20 protein-coding genes are annotated in these 16,945 nt (G+C 63.1%); 10 read left to right on the top strand and 10 right to left on the bottom strand.

Annotated elements, in window-relative coordinates:
* Nucleotides 1-20: 20 nt before the first annotated feature.
* Nucleotides 21-257 carry a microaggregate-binding protein 1 gene (gene mbp1 / locus ACZ3J7_RS31065; RefSeq protein ID WP_003943084.1) on the bottom strand — a complete coding sequence of 79 codons (237 nt, stop codon included), beginning with the start codon at nucleotides 255-257 and terminating at the stop codon, nucleotides 21-23.
* Nucleotides 258-487: 230 nt separating this feature from the next.
* A complete protein-coding gene (locus ACZ3J7_RS31060; protein ID WP_465626744.1) occupies nucleotides 488-937 on the bottom strand; it encodes a hypothetical protein in 450 nt (149 codons plus the stop codon).
* 286 nt (nucleotides 938-1,223) lie between these two features.
* On the opposite strand from ACZ3J7_RS31060, the gene helR reads away from it, so the two are divergent.
* Complete coding sequence (gene helR, locus ACZ3J7_RS31055; protein WP_298772850.1) at nucleotides 1,224-3,446, top strand: RNA polymerase recycling motor ATPase HelR; 2,223 nt, start codon at nucleotides 1,224-1,226, stop codon at nucleotides 3,444-3,446.
* Here helR and ACZ3J7_RS31050 read toward each other — a convergent pair.
* On the bottom strand, nucleotides 3,408-4,169 hold the full coding sequence (locus tag ACZ3J7_RS31050; RefSeq protein ID WP_095971733.1) for an IclR family transcriptional regulator: 762 nt from the start codon (nucleotides 4,167-4,169) through the stop codon (nucleotides 3,408-3,410). The genes helR and ACZ3J7_RS31050 overlap by 39 nt on opposite strands.
* A 69-nt stretch (nucleotides 4,170-4,238) precedes the next feature.
* Between ACZ3J7_RS31050 and ACZ3J7_RS31045 the strand changes: the two genes are divergently transcribed.
* From ACZ3J7_RS31045 to ACZ3J7_RS31025, 5 genes are all read left to right on the top strand, one after another.
* Nucleotides 4,239-5,066: a 2-keto-4-pentenoate hydratase gene (locus ACZ3J7_RS31045; protein WP_298772846.1), complete on the top strand. Its 828-nt coding sequence runs from the start codon at nucleotides 4,239-4,241 to the stop codon at nucleotides 5,064-5,066.
* Nucleotides 5,063-6,007: an acetaldehyde dehydrogenase (acetylating) gene (locus tag ACZ3J7_RS31040; protein ID WP_020909649.1), complete on the top strand. Its 945-nt coding sequence runs from the start codon at nucleotides 5,063-5,065 to the stop codon at nucleotides 6,005-6,007. The genes ACZ3J7_RS31045 and ACZ3J7_RS31040 overlap by 4 nt, the downstream gene beginning before the upstream one ends.
* Nucleotides 6,004-7,032 (top strand): 4-hydroxy-2-oxovalerate aldolase, encoded by a 1,029-nt coding sequence (gene dmpG, locus ACZ3J7_RS31035; RefSeq protein WP_020909650.1) that lies wholly within the window; start codon nucleotides 6,004-6,006, stop codon nucleotides 7,030-7,032. The genes ACZ3J7_RS31040 and dmpG overlap by 4 nt, the downstream gene beginning before the upstream one ends.
* A gap of 160 nt (nucleotides 7,033-7,192) precedes the next feature.
* Nucleotides 7,193-7,891, top strand: coding sequence for an NUDIX domain-containing protein (locus ACZ3J7_RS31030; protein ID WP_298772844.1), 699 nt, complete (start codon nucleotides 7,193-7,195; stop codon nucleotides 7,889-7,891).
* Nucleotides 7,892-7,929: 38 nt separating this feature from the next.
* Complete coding sequence (locus ACZ3J7_RS31025) at nucleotides 7,930-8,391, top strand: DUF6389 family protein (RefSeq protein ID WP_298772842.1); 462 nt, start codon at nucleotides 7,930-7,932, stop codon at nucleotides 8,389-8,391.
* Nucleotides 8,392-8,488: 97 nt separating this feature from the next.
* Here the strand turns inward: ACZ3J7_RS31025 and ACZ3J7_RS31020 are convergent, their stop codons facing one another.
* Together ACZ3J7_RS31020 and ACZ3J7_RS31015 are read right to left on the bottom strand one after the other, a co-directional pair.
* Entirely contained in the window at nucleotides 8,489-8,983 is a 495-nt protein-coding gene (locus ACZ3J7_RS31020; protein ID WP_296554114.1) for a DinB family protein, read from the bottom strand.
* Between the two features lie 127 nt (nucleotides 8,984-9,110).
* Nucleotides 9,111-9,617, bottom strand: coding sequence for a hypothetical protein (locus ACZ3J7_RS31015; RefSeq protein WP_465626738.1), 507 nt, complete (start codon nucleotides 9,615-9,617; stop codon nucleotides 9,111-9,113).
* An 84-nt stretch (nucleotides 9,618-9,701) separates the two neighbouring features.
* Here ACZ3J7_RS31015 and ACZ3J7_RS31010 point away from each other — a divergent pair, with 84 nt between their 5' ends.
* Nucleotides 9,702-10,058: a VOC family protein gene (locus tag ACZ3J7_RS31010; protein WP_465626736.1), complete on the top strand. Its 357-nt coding sequence runs from the start codon at nucleotides 9,702-9,704 to the stop codon at nucleotides 10,056-10,058.
* Nucleotides 10,059-10,218: 160 nt separating this feature from the next.
* Complete coding sequence (locus ACZ3J7_RS31005) at nucleotides 10,219-10,590, top strand: SdpI family protein (RefSeq protein ID WP_298772835.1); 372 nt, start codon at nucleotides 10,219-10,221, stop codon at nucleotides 10,588-10,590.
* Between the two features lie 37 nt (nucleotides 10,591-10,627).
* On the opposite strand, the gene ACZ3J7_RS31000 is transcribed toward ACZ3J7_RS31005, so the two are convergent.
* From ACZ3J7_RS31000 to ACZ3J7_RS30985, 4 genes are all read right to left on the bottom strand, one after another.
* Nucleotides 10,628-11,662, bottom strand: a complete 1,035-nt coding sequence (locus ACZ3J7_RS31000; protein WP_298772834.1) for a MerR family transcriptional regulator — start codon at nucleotides 11,660-11,662, stop codon at nucleotides 10,628-10,630.
* Nucleotides 11,663-11,675: 13 nt separating this feature from the next.
* Nucleotides 11,676-12,332, bottom strand: a complete 657-nt coding sequence (locus ACZ3J7_RS30995) for a HEAT repeat domain-containing protein (protein ID WP_366054485.1) — start codon at nucleotides 12,330-12,332, stop codon at nucleotides 11,676-11,678.
* A 90-nt stretch (nucleotides 12,333-12,422) separates the two neighbouring features.
* Nucleotides 12,423-12,893 carry a DUF2269 family protein gene (locus tag ACZ3J7_RS30990; RefSeq protein ID WP_298772831.1) on the bottom strand — a complete coding sequence of 157 codons (471 nt, stop codon included), beginning with the start codon at nucleotides 12,891-12,893 and terminating at the stop codon, nucleotides 12,423-12,425.
* Nucleotides 12,894-12,927: 34 nt separating this feature from the next.
* The gene (locus ACZ3J7_RS30985) at nucleotides 12,928-13,602 is read right to left on the bottom strand and encodes a DJ-1/PfpI family protein (RefSeq protein WP_298772829.1); all 675 of its coding nucleotides are present in this window, start codon (nucleotides 13,600-13,602) and stop codon (nucleotides 12,928-12,930) included.
* A gap of 206 nt (nucleotides 13,603-13,808) precedes the next feature.
* Here ACZ3J7_RS30985 and ACZ3J7_RS30980 point away from each other — a divergent pair, with 206 nt between their 5' ends.
* A complete protein-coding gene (locus ACZ3J7_RS30980; protein ID WP_298772827.1) occupies nucleotides 13,809-14,753 on the top strand; it encodes a GlxA family transcriptional regulator in 945 nt (314 codons plus the stop codon).
* Nucleotides 14,754-14,758: 5 nt separating this feature from the next.
* On the opposite strand, the gene ACZ3J7_RS30975 is transcribed toward ACZ3J7_RS30980, so the two are convergent.
* Entirely contained in the window at nucleotides 14,759-15,430 is a 672-nt protein-coding gene (locus ACZ3J7_RS30975) for a DNA alkylation repair protein (RefSeq protein WP_298772825.1), read from the bottom strand.
* A gap of 251 nt (nucleotides 15,431-15,681) precedes the next feature.
* Between ACZ3J7_RS30975 and ACZ3J7_RS30970 the strand changes: the two genes are divergently transcribed.
* On the top strand, nucleotides 15,682-16,923 hold the full coding sequence (locus ACZ3J7_RS30970) for an APC family permease (protein ID WP_465626731.1): 1,242 nt from the start codon (nucleotides 15,682-15,684) through the stop codon (nucleotides 16,921-16,923).
* Nucleotides 16,924-16,945 lie beyond the last annotated feature (22 nt).

The raw sequence follows: 16,945 nt of genomic DNA, 5'->3' as shown, positions 1-16,945 counted from the left end.
GGGCGACGAGTGCGTCAGGGCTATTGCTCGGACTTCTGTCGCGCTTCGTCCGCGGCCGCTTCAGCGCGAGCCTTCTCGGCTTCTGCCTCTTTCTTCGCGACTTCTCGCTGGCTTTCGGCTTTGTCCTGCTGAGCACGGCCCTCTCGGGTCAAACTGTCGTTTCCGGAGACCGCACCAACGGCTTCCTTCGCCTTACCCTTGACGTCCTCTACAACGCCTTTGATGCCCTCGCTGGGGCCGCTCTTGTCGTCTGGCACGTTGACCCTCCAATTCGTTCGGATTCTCGCTCGGGGTTCCCGCGCAGGCAGGACTCCCACACAGAAGGCCCTACCCCGTCGAAATTCGCATAAACATTTAGTGCTGGGACGAGGTGCGGGCATGACTCCTGTGGTCGAACTGCGACGTTGTTGCACCAGTGCGAATTTCGTTCAGCGTTACGTGCGCGACGCTTTTGTTCAGTCCGGCATCGAGTAGCGATCAACCGTTCTCAGAAACTGTCTACCGGGCACAGGAATTGGCGGGACTCGTTCCAGAAGGGGAAGAGGTCTGTGGTCGTGGCCGCGGGGTGGTCGATCCCGGCGAGAGTGTAGAAATCGAGAATCGTCCGACCAGCGGTTGCGCTGACCTCGCATGCCTGCAAGCTCAGCTTTGCCTCCGCCACGAAGCCGATGCTGCGGGCAAAGGGCCCGAGAGTCCCGGCATTGACGAAGCTCTCGAGATTTTGTCCCCACTGGTTGTAGTCCGACTGCATAGCAAAGCTGCATGTTTCGCCGAACAACTCGGTGCAGGTGGTCGGCTGCCCACCGATCGTGTGCTCCGTATCGGCAAGCTCGTGAGAGGTGCGTTCGCGCGGGGATCCGGAAAGCAACAGCAAGATGGCGACGGCCAAGGCAACCACCAGAAGGATGCTTGCGGCCGTTGCCAGTATCGCCTTCACAATCCCTCGATCCACGTAAGTTCATGAGGGCAACCGATTTTCGAACACCGGCCATTACATTTGTACCCGCGGCGTTCAGGGTCCAAACATCGACCAGGCTGGGAGCCGTCCGTCAGTCCGGGGGATCTGTGAGAGAACCTGTGGGGAGGATCGACACTCCCTTCCACTATCAATGTAATATCTCACCGGGGGCCTTGCGGCAAGGCCCGGGTAGTGCCGCAGAATGGCTCTTCCGATCCCGCACGACCGACTACGGGATCGGAACAGCCAGCGGAAGTGAGGGCACGTGCCAACCCAGGGATACGAAGAAGAACTGCGATCCGAGCGGAACTATGTGGAGGGGCTCTACGCACGCCTCGATGCGGAGCGCGCCCGAGTCAAAGGCAGGTACAACACCGCTCTGCGCGGAAACGGCGAGGCACTCATGGAACGCGACGCCGAGGTGCGCGCACTTGCCAAAGAGGTGAAAAGGCTGGACGTAGCCGACAACGGACTGTGCTTCGGCCGGTTGGACTCGCTGTCGGGTGAGACTTCGTACATCGGCCGAATCGGCCTTCTCGATGCGGACAACGACTACGAACCGGTGCTGCTCGATTGGCGGGCGCCGGCGTCTCGCGCGTTCTATGTGGCCACCGCTGCCAACCCGGAAAACATGCGTCGACGCCGTCAGTTCCACACCCGTAGTCGACGCGTGGTCGATTTCACCGACGAGGTACTCGGACGCCCCGACGGCGTAGAACACGACGCGCACAGCGACTCCGCCCTGCTCGCGGCAGTCAACGCACCCCGCGGTGAAGGAATGCGGGACATCGTGGCGACGATCCAGGCCGAGCAGGACGACATCGTCCGGCTCGAGCACCCAGGGGTGTTGGTGATCGAGGGTGGCCCGGGTACCGGGAAGACCGTCGTCGCCTTGCACCGCGTCGCCTACCTGCTCTACACGCAGCGAGAGCGGATGGAACGTCACGGCGTTCTCGTGGTCGGGCCGAACCCGGCGTTCTTGAACCACATCGGCCGCGTACTGCCCTCGCTGGGAGAGTCCGACGTGGTGTTCATAACCACCGGTGATCTCGTTCCCGGCCTGCGCGTCACCGCCGAGGACACCCCGGCCGCCGCCGAACTCAAAGGTTCGCTGAAGATCCTCGACGTTCTCGGCGCAGCGATTGCCGATCATCAGCGATTACCCGAGAACCCGCTGTTGATCGAATTGGCGGACGTCACCGTGCGAATCGACGCCGAAACCGCGGAGTGGGCCCGAGAAGAAGCCCGTTCGAGCGGACTCCCCCACAACGACGCTCGCACTGTGTTCACCGAAATCCTCACCTGGGCGCTGACCGAACGGGCGATAGCGCGGATCGGCAAGGGGTGGTTGACACGCAGTGACCGTGAAGCCTGGGAGCAAGTGCGAGCAGACCTGACCGCAGAGCTGGTGGGAAACAGCGCGTTTGGCGCGGCGCTCGACACCCTCTGGCCGATCCTGACTCCGAAAGAGCTACTGACACAGCTGTTTACTTCTCCGGCACGACTACGTGCGGCAGGCGCGGACGAGAAGCTGCTTCGCCAGGACGGTGACGGCTGGACCGTCTCGGACGTTCCGTTGCTCGACGAGTTGGCGGACATGCTCGGCCGGGACAAGCCCGTCGACCAAAGTGCCGAACGTGAACGCCGCGACGAGGCTGCGTATGCAGCGGGCGTACTGGACATGATGATCAGCCGCGAGGACCTGATGGACGACGAGGATCACCTTCTCGCCCAGGACATGCTGTACGCCGAGGACCTGGCTGACCGCTTCGTCGAACGTGATACCCGGGAACTCGCCGAACGCGCTGCTGCAGACCGTGACTGGACGTACCGGCATATCGTCGTCGACGAGGCACAAGAACTGTCCGAGATGGATTGGCGGGTCCTGATGCGCCGTTGTCCTGACCGGTCTTTCACCGTGGTAGGCGATCTCGCGCAACGACGTTCACCGGCCGGTGCCCGCTCGTGGTCGACGATGATGGAGCCGTATGTCCCCGGTCGCTGGATCTACCGATCACTGTCGGTGAACTACCGCACGCCGGCCGAGATCATGAGCGTCGCCGCCGCATTGCTCGCCGAGTTCGCGCCGGGAGTCCAACCACCCGAGTCCGTCCGCGCCTGCGGGATCGCGCCGTGGTCCAGACAGATCTCGGCCGACGAACTGGCCTCCGCCATCGACGAATTCAATCAGGACGAGGATGGGCGCGAAGGTACGAGCATCGTCATCGGACCTGCGGATGTGCCCGGCGCCGTGCCGGTTTCGGAAACGAAGGGCCTGGAGTTCGATGCCGTACTCGTGGTGGAACCGGAACGAATCATCGCCGACGGTCCACGCGGCGCATCGGAGCTCTATGTCGCCCTCACCCGCGCCACCCAACGTCTCGGCGTCTTGCACGAGGGTCCGCTGCCGCAAGCCCTGAGCGGACTCGTCCAGTTCGAGACGGCGAGGTCACCGCAATCGTTCGCGACGAGCGATCGTGCTGTGTAGCCCTTCGGCAGCCGCGCGAACGTAAGGCACTTGGCTCTCGGGAACGAAGCGGCTGGTGGGGCCGGTGACACTGATGGCGGCGACCGGTTTGTCGTTGGTTCCGAATACCGGAGCCGCGACACACGCAAGACCAGGGGCCGATTCCTCACGCTCGAACGCAATGCCGGTCTCGACAACTCTGTTCAGTTGAGTGTTGAGAATGCCGGGCGCGACAATTGTGTGCGGGGTGCGCCTGGTCATCGGTTCCGACAGCACTTCGCGGCGAAAATCGCTGTCGGAGAACGCCAGGAGTGCCTTTCCGATCGCAGTGCAGTACAGCGGTATCCGGCCACCGGTCCGAGAGGGGGAGTTCGCTTGTCGATGTCCGCCGATCTTCGCGACGTACACGACGTCGTGGCCGTCACGGACCCCCAGGTGGACTGTCTCGTGGGTCCGCTCGTACAAGTCTTGGAGGAACGGCATCGCCATCTCCAGGAGGCTACGTTCGAGAGAGGCGAGCATGCCGAGTTCGAAGAGACCGCCGCTGAGTCGGTAACCGCCGTCGATGCGGTCGAGTAGTCGGTTCGCGACCAGTTCGTTGGCCAGGCGGTGCACCGTCGCCTTGTGCAGTCCTGTCCGTTGGACCAGGACGGCCAGAGGCAACATGTGGTCGTCGGCCCGAAAAGCTCGCAGGATCGTCACCGCCTTGCCCAGCACGGTGTCGAGGTTTGCGCCGCCAGTCACGTGCCCAGCGTATCGCTGAGTGAGACAGTTCCCTGGCGCAACCTCGGTACTGCGGCGAAGGTAGTGGTCATGAGCCAGCCCACGAATACCAGTACAGCTAGCGAGACCGACATCGCAGCTGCTGCGGACCGCCTCGCAGCCGCCATTGCGAGCGGTACTCCCTGCGCGCCTGTGCGCGATCTGATCGGCGCCGACGATCTCGTCGCCGCCTACGCTGTCCAGCGCCGCGTCGATGAAATCCGTCGGCAGGCGGGTGCCGTCGTCGTAGGCCGCAAGATCGGCCTGACCTCGGTGGCAGTCCAGCAGCAGCTCGGTGTCGACCAGCCCGACCTCGGCGTTCTGTACGCCGACATGGAGTTCCCCGCCGGTGGCGCCATCCCCATGAGTCGTTTGATCCAGCCCAAGGTCGAAGCGGAAGTTGCCTTCGTGCTCGGTGCCGACCTTGTGGACGGACCTCTCGACAGCGCACAGGTGCGCGGCGCAATCGACTACGCCGTCGCCGCGATCGAGATCTGCGACAGCCGCATCGCGTCGTGGGACATCAAGTTCGGTGACACCGTCGCAGACAATGCGTCCTCGGGCGTGTACGTCCTGGGAACCGAACGTCGGACCCTCGACGAGGTGGAGCCCGCCGGCGTCGTCATGTCGATGTCCGTCGACGGCACCGAGGTGTCCTCCGGCGTCGGAACCGCCTGCCTGGGCGATCCGATCGAAGCAGTCGTCTGGCTCGCCCGCACGGCACGCGAGTTGGGGCAGCCACTGACGGCAGGCCAGGTGATCCTGTCCGGCGCACTCGGCCCCATGGCGCCGGTCACCGCAGGCAACGAAGTCACCGTGACCGTCTCCGGGTTCGGTTCCGTCACCACCAGTTTTTCCAGCGAAGAGGACAAAGCATGAGCAAGGTCAAGGTCGCGATCATCGGATCGGGCAACATCGGCACGGATCTGATGATCAAGGTGCTGCGCAACTCCGACTACCTGGAGATGGGCGCGATGGTCGGCATCGACCCGGCGTCGGACGGCCTCGCCCGTGCTGCGCGTCTGAACGTGCCGATCACGGCTGAAGGTGTCGAGGGTTTGATCGGTCTCCCGAACTTCGACGAGATCGAGATCGTCTTCGACGCCACCTCGGCAAAGGCTCACGTCGCCAACAACGCGCGGCTGGCTCCCCTCGGCAAGCGCATGATCGACCTGACGCCTGCAGCGATCGGCCCGTACGTCGTGCCGGCCGTCAACGCGGACGAGCACCTGGATGCACCCAACGTCAACATGGTGACGTGTGGTGGCCAGGCCACGATCCCGATGGTTGCCGCCGTTTCTCGGGTGGTCCCGGTGGCGTATGCGGAGATCGTCGCGTCCATCGCCTCCAAGTCCGCAGGTCCCGGAACGCGCGCCAACATCGACGAGTTCACCGAGACCACGTCCGAGGCGATCGTGGCTGTCGGCGGCGCCCGCCGCGGCAAGGCCATCATCATCCTCAACCCCGCTGAGCCGCCGCTCATCATGCGCGACACGGTCTTCTGCCTCGTCGACGCCCCGGACCCGGCTGTTCACGAGGAGATCCGTCAGTCGATCGAGAAAATGGTCGGCGACGTCTCCGCGTATGTTCCCGGCTACCGGCTCAAGCAGGAAGTCCAGATCACCGAGATCCCGGCCGACCAGCCGGTCGAGACGTTGCTCGTCGACGGCAATCGCCCCACCCATCAGGTGTCGGTGTTCCTCGAGGTCGAGGGTGCTGCACACTACCTGCCTGCGTACGCCGGCAATCTCGACATCATGACGTCCGCCGGAATGCAGATCGCGGAGCGCATCGCCCAGCAGAAGGAAGCAACCAAGTGAGCAACCGCAAGATCTTCGTCCAGGACGTCACCCTTCGCGACGGGATGCACGCTGTCCGCCACCGCATTTCGCCTACCGACGTCAAGCGGATCGTCACAGCTCTCGACGCTGCCGGTGTCGACGCGATCGAAGTTGCACACGGTGACGGCCTCGCCGGCGGCTCGCTCAACTACGGCCCCGGTTCGAACACCGACTGGGAATGGATCGAAGCTGCGGCCGAGGTACTCGAGCACGCTCGCCTCACCACGCTACTGCTTCCGGGTGTCGGCACGATCAGTGAACTCAAGCATGCTTACGACCTCGGTGTGCGGTCGGTTCGCGTTGCCACGCACTGCACCGAGGCCGACGTCTCCGCGCAGCACATCGAGACCGCCCGCGAGATCGGCATGGACGTCTCGGGCTTCCTGATGATGAGCCACATGGCTCCGGCCGAAGAACTGGCGAAGCAGGCCAAGCTGATGGAGTCGTACGGCGCGCACTGCGTCTACGTCACCGACTCGGGTGGACGTCTGGTGATGAACGACGTCGCCGACCGTGTTCGCGCGTACCGCGACATCCTCGACGAGGGCACCGAAATCGGTATCCACGCCCATGAGAATCTCTCACTCTCGGTGGCCAATTCCGTTGTTGCAGTGCAGAACGGCGTCACACGCGTCGACGCTTCACTTGCCGGTCACGGCGCCGGCGCCGGTAACTGCCCCCTCGAGGCCTTCATCGCCGTTGCGAACATCGAGGAGTGGGAGCACGGCTGCGACCTGTTCGCCTTGCAGGATGCTGCCGACGACATCGTCCGTCCGCTGCAGGACCGGCCGGTCCGCGTCGATCGAGAGACCCTCACACTCGGCTACGCAGGCGTGTACTCGAGCTTCCTCCGCCACGCCGAAGCTGCGTCGGAGCGCTACGGAATCGACGTTCGCACACTGCTGCTCGAAGCCGGACGCCGCCGTCTGGTGGGTGGCCAGGAGGACATGATCGTCGACATCGCGCTCACCCTCGCAGCGCAGGCGACAAAGGAAGCTGTCTGACGCACTGCCCAGTTCGCTGATACTCGAGTCCCGCTCCCGTCTCCGGACGGGGGCGGGACTTCTCAGTTGAGCCGAGAGGTTCTGTCATGACGGCGCTCAACCTCTGAAACTGTTGTTGCCCAATAACGCCGAGGGACCGATCTTCGCTACGGTGGATGACATGACCGAACCTGACAGCGACAGGCAGATACACCCAACTGCAACGGTGGGATGTGCCGGCGTCGACATTCCGGACAGCCGGGGTCGCACCGGCCTCGACCGAACAGGCTTCGGGCTGCACGGTAATCCGAATGTCGAGGTCGAACGAGTCGAGGTCACCTCGGACGGTTGGCATGTGTTGCGTCGCAGCACCTTCACTTACCGGCGAAGGGACGGAACCCTCGAGACACAGCAACGGGAAACCTACGACCGCGGGAACGGCGCGACGATCTTGCTGTACGACCCCGAACGGCGCACCGTCCTGTTGACGAAGCAATTCCGCTTTCCCGCTTACGTCAACGCACACCCCGACGGAATGTTGATCGAGACCGCAGCCGGTTTGCTCGATTCCGACACACCGGAAGTAGCCATTCGGCGAGAGACGAGCGAAGAGCTTGGAGTCGCAATCGGTGATGTGCAACATCTGTTCGATCTGTACATGAGCCCCGGATCCGTCACTGAGAGAGTGCATTTCTACGCCGGCCGATACACTCCGGCGGACAGAACCGGCAGTGGTGGCGGAGTGCCGGACGAAGGTGAGGACATCGAAGTCCTGGAGTTGCCGTTCGAGACGGCACTCGACATGATCTCCGGCGGAGAAATCGTCGACGGCAAGACGGTCATTCTTCTTCAATGGGCGGCCATGTCGGGGGCGCTCTGACTCGAAGTCGATTGCCTGAAATTCTAGTTCCTGTACCGATGGAGTCTGCCGAGTACCGTGACGCGCTGAGATCTGTCCTCGACACTGCATCGTCGGTGGCCGAAAGCCGGCTGGCGGCGATGCGCGCCACGGCGACCTCACATACCGAAGGCATTGTCATCGATGTCTCGCTCGACCAAGACGGCGAGGGAACATTCGGCGTCTGGGCACGATTCGAGGGTTCCGACGCATTCAGCCTGAATCAGCAAATCGGTGACGAGAGAGAGCTATTCGGCGTGATCTGGGGCGAGGAAGGCTGGGAACCGCCGGTTCCTACTCGGCCACGAGAATGGTCGCACGCGGAACTGGAGAAAGTAATCGTCGGTGTCGTGGCCGAGTGGATCCACACGCTCATTTCCCCGACTGCATCCGAACTGCGCTGGGAAGTAACAACTCCCGACGGAGCGACCGACCCGGTTCCCGTAGGCCCCGATTTCAGTCGTGGACATTCACCTCGATGAAAGCGCGGAAGCTGTCGGCGAGATGAACGACCTCACCGCCACTGTTGTCGTCCAGGCTCTGCCAGTTGCAGCGACGGATCTATCGGGTGTTGCGATGTCACCGGCCGGTCGAACCGTCGATCAGTTCGCGGAGGATATCGGCGTGCCCGGCATGGCGTCCGGTCTCTTCGATCATGTGCACGAGCGCCCAACGGACACTGGGAGTGGGTCGTTTCGCCCCTGGTCGCGGGATGGGTGCGGCAAGATCTGTGCATCCGTCGAGAACTGCGTTGGCGCGCTCGACCGTCTCGCGATAGCGACGGACGACATCGTCCACGCTTTCTTCCGATGACGGCTGAAAGGTCGCCTTCCAATCCGTCACGTTTTCGGCGAGAAACATCGACCGCTCGACAAAGATCAGATGATTGATCAGCCCGAGCAAGGTTGTTCCCGACGGAACAACTGTGTTGCGCACCTGAGGTTCCGGAGCACCCTCGACCTTGGCGGCAATCGAATCACGGAGGTAGTCGAGAAACGCTCGTAGCGTGGCTGCCTCGCTGTTTCCCGCCCGGGGCGGTGGGACATCACGGCGGCTGCGACGCGACGTAGCCATGGTGGTTCTCCTTCCTCCGCGACGAACAGTCAGAGGCTTCCTGGACGAGCAGGGTCGATTCTTCCGGTTCCACTCCGATCCCGCATCAAGTTTTGCCGTTACAGCAAAGACAACTTGGTTGCCGGTATCAGCGCGCCGAGTTCAGGTCGCGCACAAGTTGGGGTCTCCGCCACTTGCCGACCTCGAAAGGCCACCGCCGCAGCGGATAGGCGAGACGAGCCACGAAGTAATTGACGTACTCGACGACGCCGAAAGCCCACACCGTCACGACGCCCACGGCCGTGCCGGAGTGATCTGGTAACCAGATGACAACGCCGAGAAGAGCTATCGCCAGCAGGAGAACATCGAGGACCCGAAACACGCGGTAAAGCGCTGCGAGGCGGGCCGGCATCGACTCCAACTCGGTCCAGCCTCGTGCAAGCAGCCAATAGACACCTGCTTGCATGAGGATCACAAGCAGTGGGGCCAGCGCCGACCATAGCGCAGCGGAGTCTTGCGGACCTTCGAGGCGAGGAGTCACGACGCCGACAGCCACAGCGGCGAATACGGACGCGGCTGCCAACTCTCCCATGCCAAGGCTCAGGTACCTGCGTCGCACACTCTGTCGCCGTTGATCCACCACGAAAGCAGACACTATCCGCTGATCACTCCGCAGCAGGTGCAAGGTGTTGCCTAAGATCGTTCGAAAGGCATTCACGTGTACAGAGGTTGGTGTGGGATGGTGCGATTGGCCATGGTTACGTTCGATGCAACGGACGCCCGATCGTTGGCCACCTGGTGGTCGGAGCGATTCAGCAACGCGAGCATTGACGGCGACGAAGACTTCCTCACGGTGACGGCCCCGGATCTCCCGCTCACTCTCGGTTTCCAACGAATCGATCAGGCTCGCAGCCAAAGGAATACGCTTCACCTCGACTTCGACCTCGAGTCGCACGATCCTCCACGAGACGAGGTCGTCGCAGCGTTCGTCGCGGCAGGCGCGGCCCACGTCGAGCGCCACGAAGCGGGTGGATCGACTTGGGACGTTCTCGCGGATCCGGCGGGAAACCTTTTCTGCGTAGGTGATCCGCACTAGGGCTTGTTTGACAACGGTCCGAGAACGTGGCCCCTACTCATCCGGCAAGGCCCGAAATCGCGTCACCCGAACAGCTGTACATGCCTTCGTTCGCATACAGTCGGACGTGTCCCGGCGGCACCGTCCGCTGAGTCAAATCTGCCGATTGGGGGCTGGACGGATGGAATCGCCTGACTTACTAGGCCTGACGGCCTCACTTGCGTCGTCGACGCTTATCCTCGCGTTCGTTGCTGGGCTCATGCCGCGACTCGTCGGCGACGAACCGAATCCCGTTGTCGGCATACGGTCCAAGTCGACGACCTCGAGTCCAGAGGCGTGGCGATTGGCCCATCAGATTGCGCGTCCGCTTCTGCGCCTGACGATGTGGACAGCCGTAGCGGGAATGTGCATGCAGGTCACCATCGGCGTCGTGACGGGTTTCGGATCTGTGGTGTCGGCTGTCGCCTCAACAGTCGTGTTTCTAGCGGTTCTCCTTGTCCTGCTCTTCGCAGGGTTGAAGGGCAATGCCGCGGCGAAATCGTTGCAGCCTTGACCGCCTGACCCTGCCGCTGTCAGACGTGCCCAAGGTCTCAGCTCCCGATACGCGGTCGTTCGCGCCGACGTGGTCCTCGATCGCGCATCTCGAGAATCGCCACCGCCGTGGACGCGACCGTCTTGTCGTCGTCGCTGGCGATCCGGGCGAGCGCCTCGCGTGCTGCCGCGCCGGGAATCTCTGCGAGCGCCTGCGTGATTCGCAACCTCGTCGGGGCGTCGCCAGTGCCGTCGAGCTTTGCCTGCACGGCATCGACGACCTCACCGCTGGTCGGTGAGTGCTCCGCGAGAAGACCGAGCACCTCGCCGGCCTCGACGTCGCGTCGCCCGTCGGCGACCATCTCGAGGAGAGCGGGCATCGAGACGGCCTCTCCGCGAGATCCGAGGGCGAGAGCGGCGTCGGCACGGACTATCGCGTCCGAATCATCGAGAGCTCGCTTCAGTGACCGAGTTGCTTCCTCGGCGTGGATCCCGGATATGGCCGACGTCGCGCGGCGTCGAACCTCGACGTCCTCCGATTCGAGCCCCTTCGTGAGACCTGCAAGGCCCGCACCTTCGCTCCTCGCCAACGCCCACTGCAACGCACCCGCCACGTTGGCATCCTTCTCCGACAGGATGGCTTCGACGAGTGCGTCGACGGGCAATGCCGCATTCGCATCCTGCGACAGGATCGCTTGCTGACGGTGGGCGGCGAACTCGGATTCGAGTGCACGCAACAGCGAGACCATGCGCAGGACGTCGTCCCACTCCGAAGGGGCGGTGGCGTCGACCCTTTCGAGTTTGGTCAGCAATTCCTCCTCCGCCGCGATCCGTTGACGAGTGTGTTGCATGAGTTCACCCACCAAATCGGCTGGGGCGAAGTCCGGTTCGTCCAGTGCACGCTTGGCCTCGTTCAACGAGAGCCCCAACGTCCTCAGGCTTTCGACGTGGAAGAGTCGGCGGATGTCGTCGGCGGAGTACTCGCGGTAACCGCCGGACGTGCGGCCCGTCGGCTTCACCAGCCCCAATGTGTCGTAGTGACGCAGCATCCGTGTGCTGACACCACAGCGCCGCGAGACCTCGCCGATCAACATCCGTCTCCCCTTCCTACGCGTCCGGGCCGATTGCCGCGACGCGCTTCGCCAACTCGTGCGAGAGAGCGAACCCACCGTCGGGGTCGTGCCAGAGTTGCTTTGTAGCATCAGCATGCGCCCGAACACGCGGATTCGTGCTTGCGCCGGCCGCCTCGAGCACCGGAAGTACAGCCTCGCCGAGCCCTGTCAGAGCTCTGCTGAGACTGAGCTGCATCTGCAGTTCACCCCGTCCGAGTTCGGTGGCCAGATCGGTCGCGAGTGCACCTTCACCTCCAACGGGCACGAGAGCCACGGCCGCACGCCACGCACTGCGCGCGACTTCGTCGTCCTGGTCGTGAACCAGCGCAGAGACCTCGGGCCACGCGATCGGATCGCCGATCTTGGACAAGGTGTGGAGTGCCTGGCTGCGGGCTTGCGAACCGTCGGTCCCGAGCTCACGAATCAGCTGCGGCACCGTGATTTCAGCCGGCAGGCGGCACAATGCCCAGGTCAACATGTCGCGGACGAAGAAGTCCGGCTCGACGGCACACCGATCGACCAGGGCATTCGTCAGCTCAGGGTCCGGGCGTGTGCCGGCGGCGAGCGCGGCTCGCAGCCGAACCGAGGGGTCGGCTGCGGCCAGTGCGTCGACGAGGTGAGCATTCTGCCCACCGTGGTTGGTTGTGTTCACGACAACCACCTCCTTCGTCGACCATTGGAGTCCTTGTCACTGTGTCAAGGTCAAGCTCCGCTGTCACCGACACGTGAAAATCACCTCGGACTACACGCCGGTTGTCGATCCTGGCCGAAAGATCATCAGGACGACGACAACGACCCACAGCAGATTGAAGATTCCCGTCGAAGTACCCAGTCGACGGGTCAGCCGCGTTGCGACGTCCACACCGGTCCCGGTTCCGTCGATCGCAGCCATCGTCAGCCGTTGGGCAGGGAGCACTACCGCGGTGAGTATCACGGCAGCAACGACGGTGAGTGCAATCGAGGTGAGGATCCACAGGTCACCGAGTACCCCCAGATTGACGGCGGTCGCGACACCGAGCATCGGAACGACGATCCCGATCGTGGCGTACACCCGAACGATGCGATGCAACATTCCCGTCGTCGCAACACTGCCGCTGTCCGGATCGGCGAGCGCTGCGCGGCTCGCCACCGGGAACATACTCGCCGCCACAGCGACGGGGCCGATGGCAAGAATGGCCGCAATCACATGGAGGGACAGCAGGATTCCGGTCATGGGAGTTCTCGCGTTTCGGTACGCGTAAGCGTATTCACGCCGCGCCCGGGGCGAAGGTGATTACAGGCTCGGCGCCTTTGGCCGACCACACCGTTCCACGACGCTCGTAGTCGAAGAGCGCTTCGACCTCGAGACTTATCCGGGGCCCGAGGCATCGTTCCAACAGGTACAGGCCCAGGTCGAGACCGGATGTCACACCGCCGGCGGTGATCAGGTCACCGTCGTCGACGATTCGCGCCTGGATCGGAATTGCCCCGCCGGCCGCCAGTGCGTCCACGGCGAGATGATGCGTCACGGCGCGGCGCCCGACGAGAAGCCCCGCCATCGCCAGTGCCAATGACCCTCCACAGACGGTCGCAACGAGAACACCGGGATCGTCGAGTGCGCGGCGCATCATGACAGGCAGTTCGGTTTTCGTTGTGGCCGCGAGCCTTTCCGGCAAGCTGGTACCCGGCTGGTTCGCGTTGGGTTCGAAGAGACCCGATGCTCCGGGAACGATGATCAAATCCGCGTGTTCTACATCGAGGGTCGCAGTGGCAGTCATCGCAAGTTCACCACTCCCGCTCAGGACGGTCCGAGGCCCCTCCGCGCTGACGAGTTCCACGCTCAACGCCCCACCGCTGGCGAGCCCCCCGGCGTAAAGCACCTCGTACGGGCCCACGACATCCATGGGATCGAATCCGTCGAACAACACGATTTGCGCGTGCACTGCAACCTCCGATTTTGTGCGACGCACTCCTGCGCACGTCGCTGTCCCCCACGACAGTAGGAGGAAATTCGCCTCCGCAGCGACGGCTGAAAGCCAACCTTCGACGGTTTTCAGACAATGTCGAAGATTCTGCAAAATACCAGTTGACGAGCTTTTTCGATTCACGAGTTCGTCGGATCTCGCGCCACATACGCTAAGTTTCAGACATGCATGACGTTGCAGTTCTCGCGTTGCCCGGGGTGGTACCGATGGATCTGGCGGCACCCCTCGAAGTCTTCGGACGATGCAGACTCCCCTCGGGTGCACCGGCGTATCGGACCGCAGTGTGCGCGCTCACCGAGGAGGTGGAGACCGGAACGTTCACAATGCGAGTACCGCACGGACTGCCACGCCTCGCCCAGGCCAGCACGATCATCATTCCCGGCACCGCCGATCTCGACGTGCCGATCGACCCCGCGATCATCGATTCCCTCAGATCAGCCGCGGACCGCGGCACACGCATTGCGTCACTGTGCGTCGGTGCATTCACACTCGCCGACACAGGCTTGCTCGACGGACTTCGCGCGACAACCCACTGGGCGGCAGCGTCGGAGCTGGCCCGCCGGCACCCGGCCATCGACGTCGATGCCGCCGTTCTCTACGTAGACAACGGGCACGTCCTGACTTCCGCCGGCGCCGCGGCCGCACTCGACCTTTGCCTGTACATGGTGCGTCAGGACTACGGGTCTGCGGTCGCCGCCGACACTGCGCGACTGAGCGTGATGCCGCTCGAACGTGCCGGAGGGCAAGCACAATTCATCGTCCACGAACCTCCCGTACCCAGCGGGGCAACCCTTCGACCACTACTGAACTGGATGGAGGAGAATCTCGGGGAGCAGCTCGACATCACGGCGATCGCGGCCAAGGCAACGATGAGCACCCGCACGCTCAACCGCCGGTTCCAGGAACAAATCGGTACGACGCCGTTGCAGTGGCTCCATCACGCGCGGCTCCGCCAAGCGCAATTTCTGCTCGAGACTACCGACCACTCCATCGAACGTGTTGCGGGACAAGTCGGGTTCAATGCCGTCACGACATTCCGCGAACGCTTCCGAGACCTGGTCGGTACCAGTCCACAGCGATACCGGACGCAGTTTCGAACGTCGCGGTAGTCGACCTACTTCTCACTCTGTCTGCTCACCATCTCCGAGATCCAGATCGGCGCAAACGGCGAGGTACAGTTCGGCGGAGTCGGGTAATCCTCGAGCACTCGCAGACGCTCACCGATGTCGATTGCGCGGGCCCGGAACTCGGCATGTTCGATCCCGATCTGAGCCAGGCAGTGGTTCATCGCCCATTGCAGGCGATCAGGAGCATCCTTCATCTCCGCCTCGATGACGTCGAGCAATCCTGAAAGATCAAGTCCCTCAGGCTTCTTCGCTACGCGCTCGGTAGTCAGGGCCCAGCCGGCGCTCGCAACCACAGGATCGGAGTCTGCGGTCCAGGCCACCCGCAATTCCTCCGCGTGCGGGTTCTTCTTCACCACGTAGTTGACGAGCCAGTCCTGCACCTTGGGAGTACGGGCCTCACGCAACATGACGTCCAACTGGTCACGCTCGAACACCTTCGGGCGGCAGATCAGAAGGGCAAGCAGTCTCGCTGCGGTGTCGCCCGTTGCCCAAAGCTGTTGTGCGAGTTCCTGCTGAGTCTTCAATCGCTTCGCAACAGCGCGCAGCTTTGAAAGGTTCACACCGTGATCGTCACCGTGTTTCTCGTTCACCGCGCGCGCCTTCGGATCCTCGAGCGCAGCCAGCTCGTCCATCACCGCGGCAACCGTCGTTTCAGCCACGTCGTCCTCCAGTCACTATTTCTGCGATTCACCTACAAGCAAAGCACGAGAAGGCGAGCGACCCACGTTTGAAACTTCGACCACTGGGTACATGTCTGCTCCTGAGGTGGCGGCACGCCACCATGAAGACAGGACGAACCTTGCATATGCGACGCGCCGCGGGTGCTGAGAACGTGGACGAAACCACACGCGGAGATGAAGGCGGCGGTAAGAACGTTCTCACTCGGGCCATAACCGGCCCACTCCTTTTCATGTTCATCCTCGGAGACGTCCTGGGCGCCGGCATCTACGCATTGGTGGGCGTCATCGCCGGTGAAGTTGGTGGAGCCGTCTGGGTACCACTGCTCGTAGCGCTCGTCATGGCATTGCTGACAGCAACGTCGTATGCCGAACTGGTCACCAAATATCCGCGGGCGGGCGGTGCAGCAGTATTCGCCCAACGGGCGTATCGGAAACCACTGATCTCGTTCCTTGTCGGCTTCTCGATGCTGGCGGCCGGCGTAACCAGTGCGGCGGGACTCGCCCTCGCCTTCTCGGGCGACTATCTCAAAGCCTTCATCGACGTCCCAACCGTTCCAGCGGCGCTCGTCTTCCTGCTCCTGGTGGGACTTCTCAATGCCAGAGGCATCAAGGAGTCGATGCGCGCCAACGTCATCATGACAGTCGTGGAGGTCACCGGGCTCGTCCTCGTTGTCGTCCTCGCTTGCATAGTTCTCGGGCGCGGCGACGGAACCCTGAGCCGCGTCGTGGAGTTCGACGACAGCCGATCGCCTGCACTCGCGGTGCTGGCTGCGGCACTCCTCGCGTACTACTCTTTTGTCGGCTTCGAAACGTCCGCGAACGTCGCCGAAGAAGTGAAGAACGTGAGCAAGGTCTACCCACGCGCACTGTTCGGAGCATTGCTGACAGCCGGCGCCGCCTATGTCCTTGTCGGCCTGGCTGTCTCGGTGGTCCTGCCCGCCGACGAACTTGCCGCATCCTCCGTGCCACTGCTGGAAGTTGTGTCAGCTGCCGACGTCGGCGTTCCACCTCGCCTGTTCAGCCTGATCGCGTTGGTCGCCGTCGCCAACGGCGCACTGCTGACAATGATCATGGCGAGCAGGCTCACGTACGGAATGGCGTCGGAAGGCTTGCTCCCCAGCGTATTCGCGCGGGTGCTGCCGCGGCGCCGGACCCCTTGGGTGGCGATCATCGCGACCACCGCCGTTGCCATGGCCCTGTGCGTCACCGGCTCGTTGTCGGCCCTGGCGGAGACGGTGGTACTCCTGCTGCTTTTCGTATTCATCAGCACCAACATCGCGGTCCTGGTTTTACGTCGTGACGTAGTGCAACACGAACATTTCCGAACGCCGATCATCTTTCCGATCCTCGCCCTCGGGACGTGCGTTGCGTTGCTCACCCAGCAGAGCGCTGCGACATGGTTGCGCGCATCATTACTCTTGGCCGTCGGAGTTGTGCTGTACGCCCTCTCCCACCGGCGATCCACGAAGTAAGGTGCGATGTTCACGAGGGGGT

It is taken from the genome of Kitasatospora sp. NPDC015121, from assembly GCF_055562955.1.
The sequence above is the reverse complement of the archived record's forward strand: the minus strand, read 5'-3'. Positions and strand labels throughout refer to the sequence as shown.

Bases quoted from the DNA above. Each gene is read 5' to 3' on its own strand.
- ACZ3J7_RS30980 (WP_298772827.1), top strand. From the start codon at position 13,809: ATGCATGACGTTGCAGTTCTCGCGTTGCCCGGGGTGGTACCGATGGAT.
- ACZ3J7_RS31000 (WP_298772834.1), bottom strand. From the start codon at position 11,662: ATGTTGATCGGCGAGGTCTCGCGGCGCTGTGGTGTCAGCACACGGATG.
- ACZ3J7_RS31045 (WP_298772846.1), top strand. From the start codon at position 4,239: ATGAGCCAGCCCACGAATACCAGTACAGCTAGCGAGACCGACATCGCA.
- ACZ3J7_RS31010 (WP_465626736.1), top strand. From the start codon at position 9,702: ATGGTGCGATTGGCCATGGTTACGTTCGATGCAACGGACGCCCGATCG.
- ACZ3J7_RS30990 (WP_298772831.1), bottom strand. From the start codon at position 12,893: ATGACCGGAATCCTGCTGTCCCTCCATGTGATTGCGGCCATTCTTGCC.
- ACZ3J7_RS30970 (WP_465626731.1), top strand. From the start codon at position 15,682: ATGTTCATCCTCGGAGACGTCCTGGGCGCCGGCATCTACGCATTGGTG.
- ACZ3J7_RS31030 (WP_298772844.1), top strand. From the start codon at position 7,193: ATGACCGAACCTGACAGCGACAGGCAGATACACCCAACTGCAACGGTG.
- ACZ3J7_RS31040 (WP_020909649.1), top strand. From the start codon at position 5,063: ATGAGCAAGGTCAAGGTCGCGATCATCGGATCGGGCAACATCGGCACG.
- ACZ3J7_RS31025 (WP_298772842.1), top strand. From the start codon at position 7,930: ATGGAGTCTGCCGAGTACCGTGACGCGCTGAGATCTGTCCTCGACACT.
- ACZ3J7_RS31020 (WP_296554114.1), bottom strand. From the start codon at position 8,983: ATGGCTACGTCGCGTCGCAGCCGCCGTGATGTCCCACCGCCCCGGGCG.
- ACZ3J7_RS31005 (WP_298772835.1), top strand. From the start codon at position 10,219: ATGGAATCGCCTGACTTACTAGGCCTGACGGCCTCACTTGCGTCGTCG.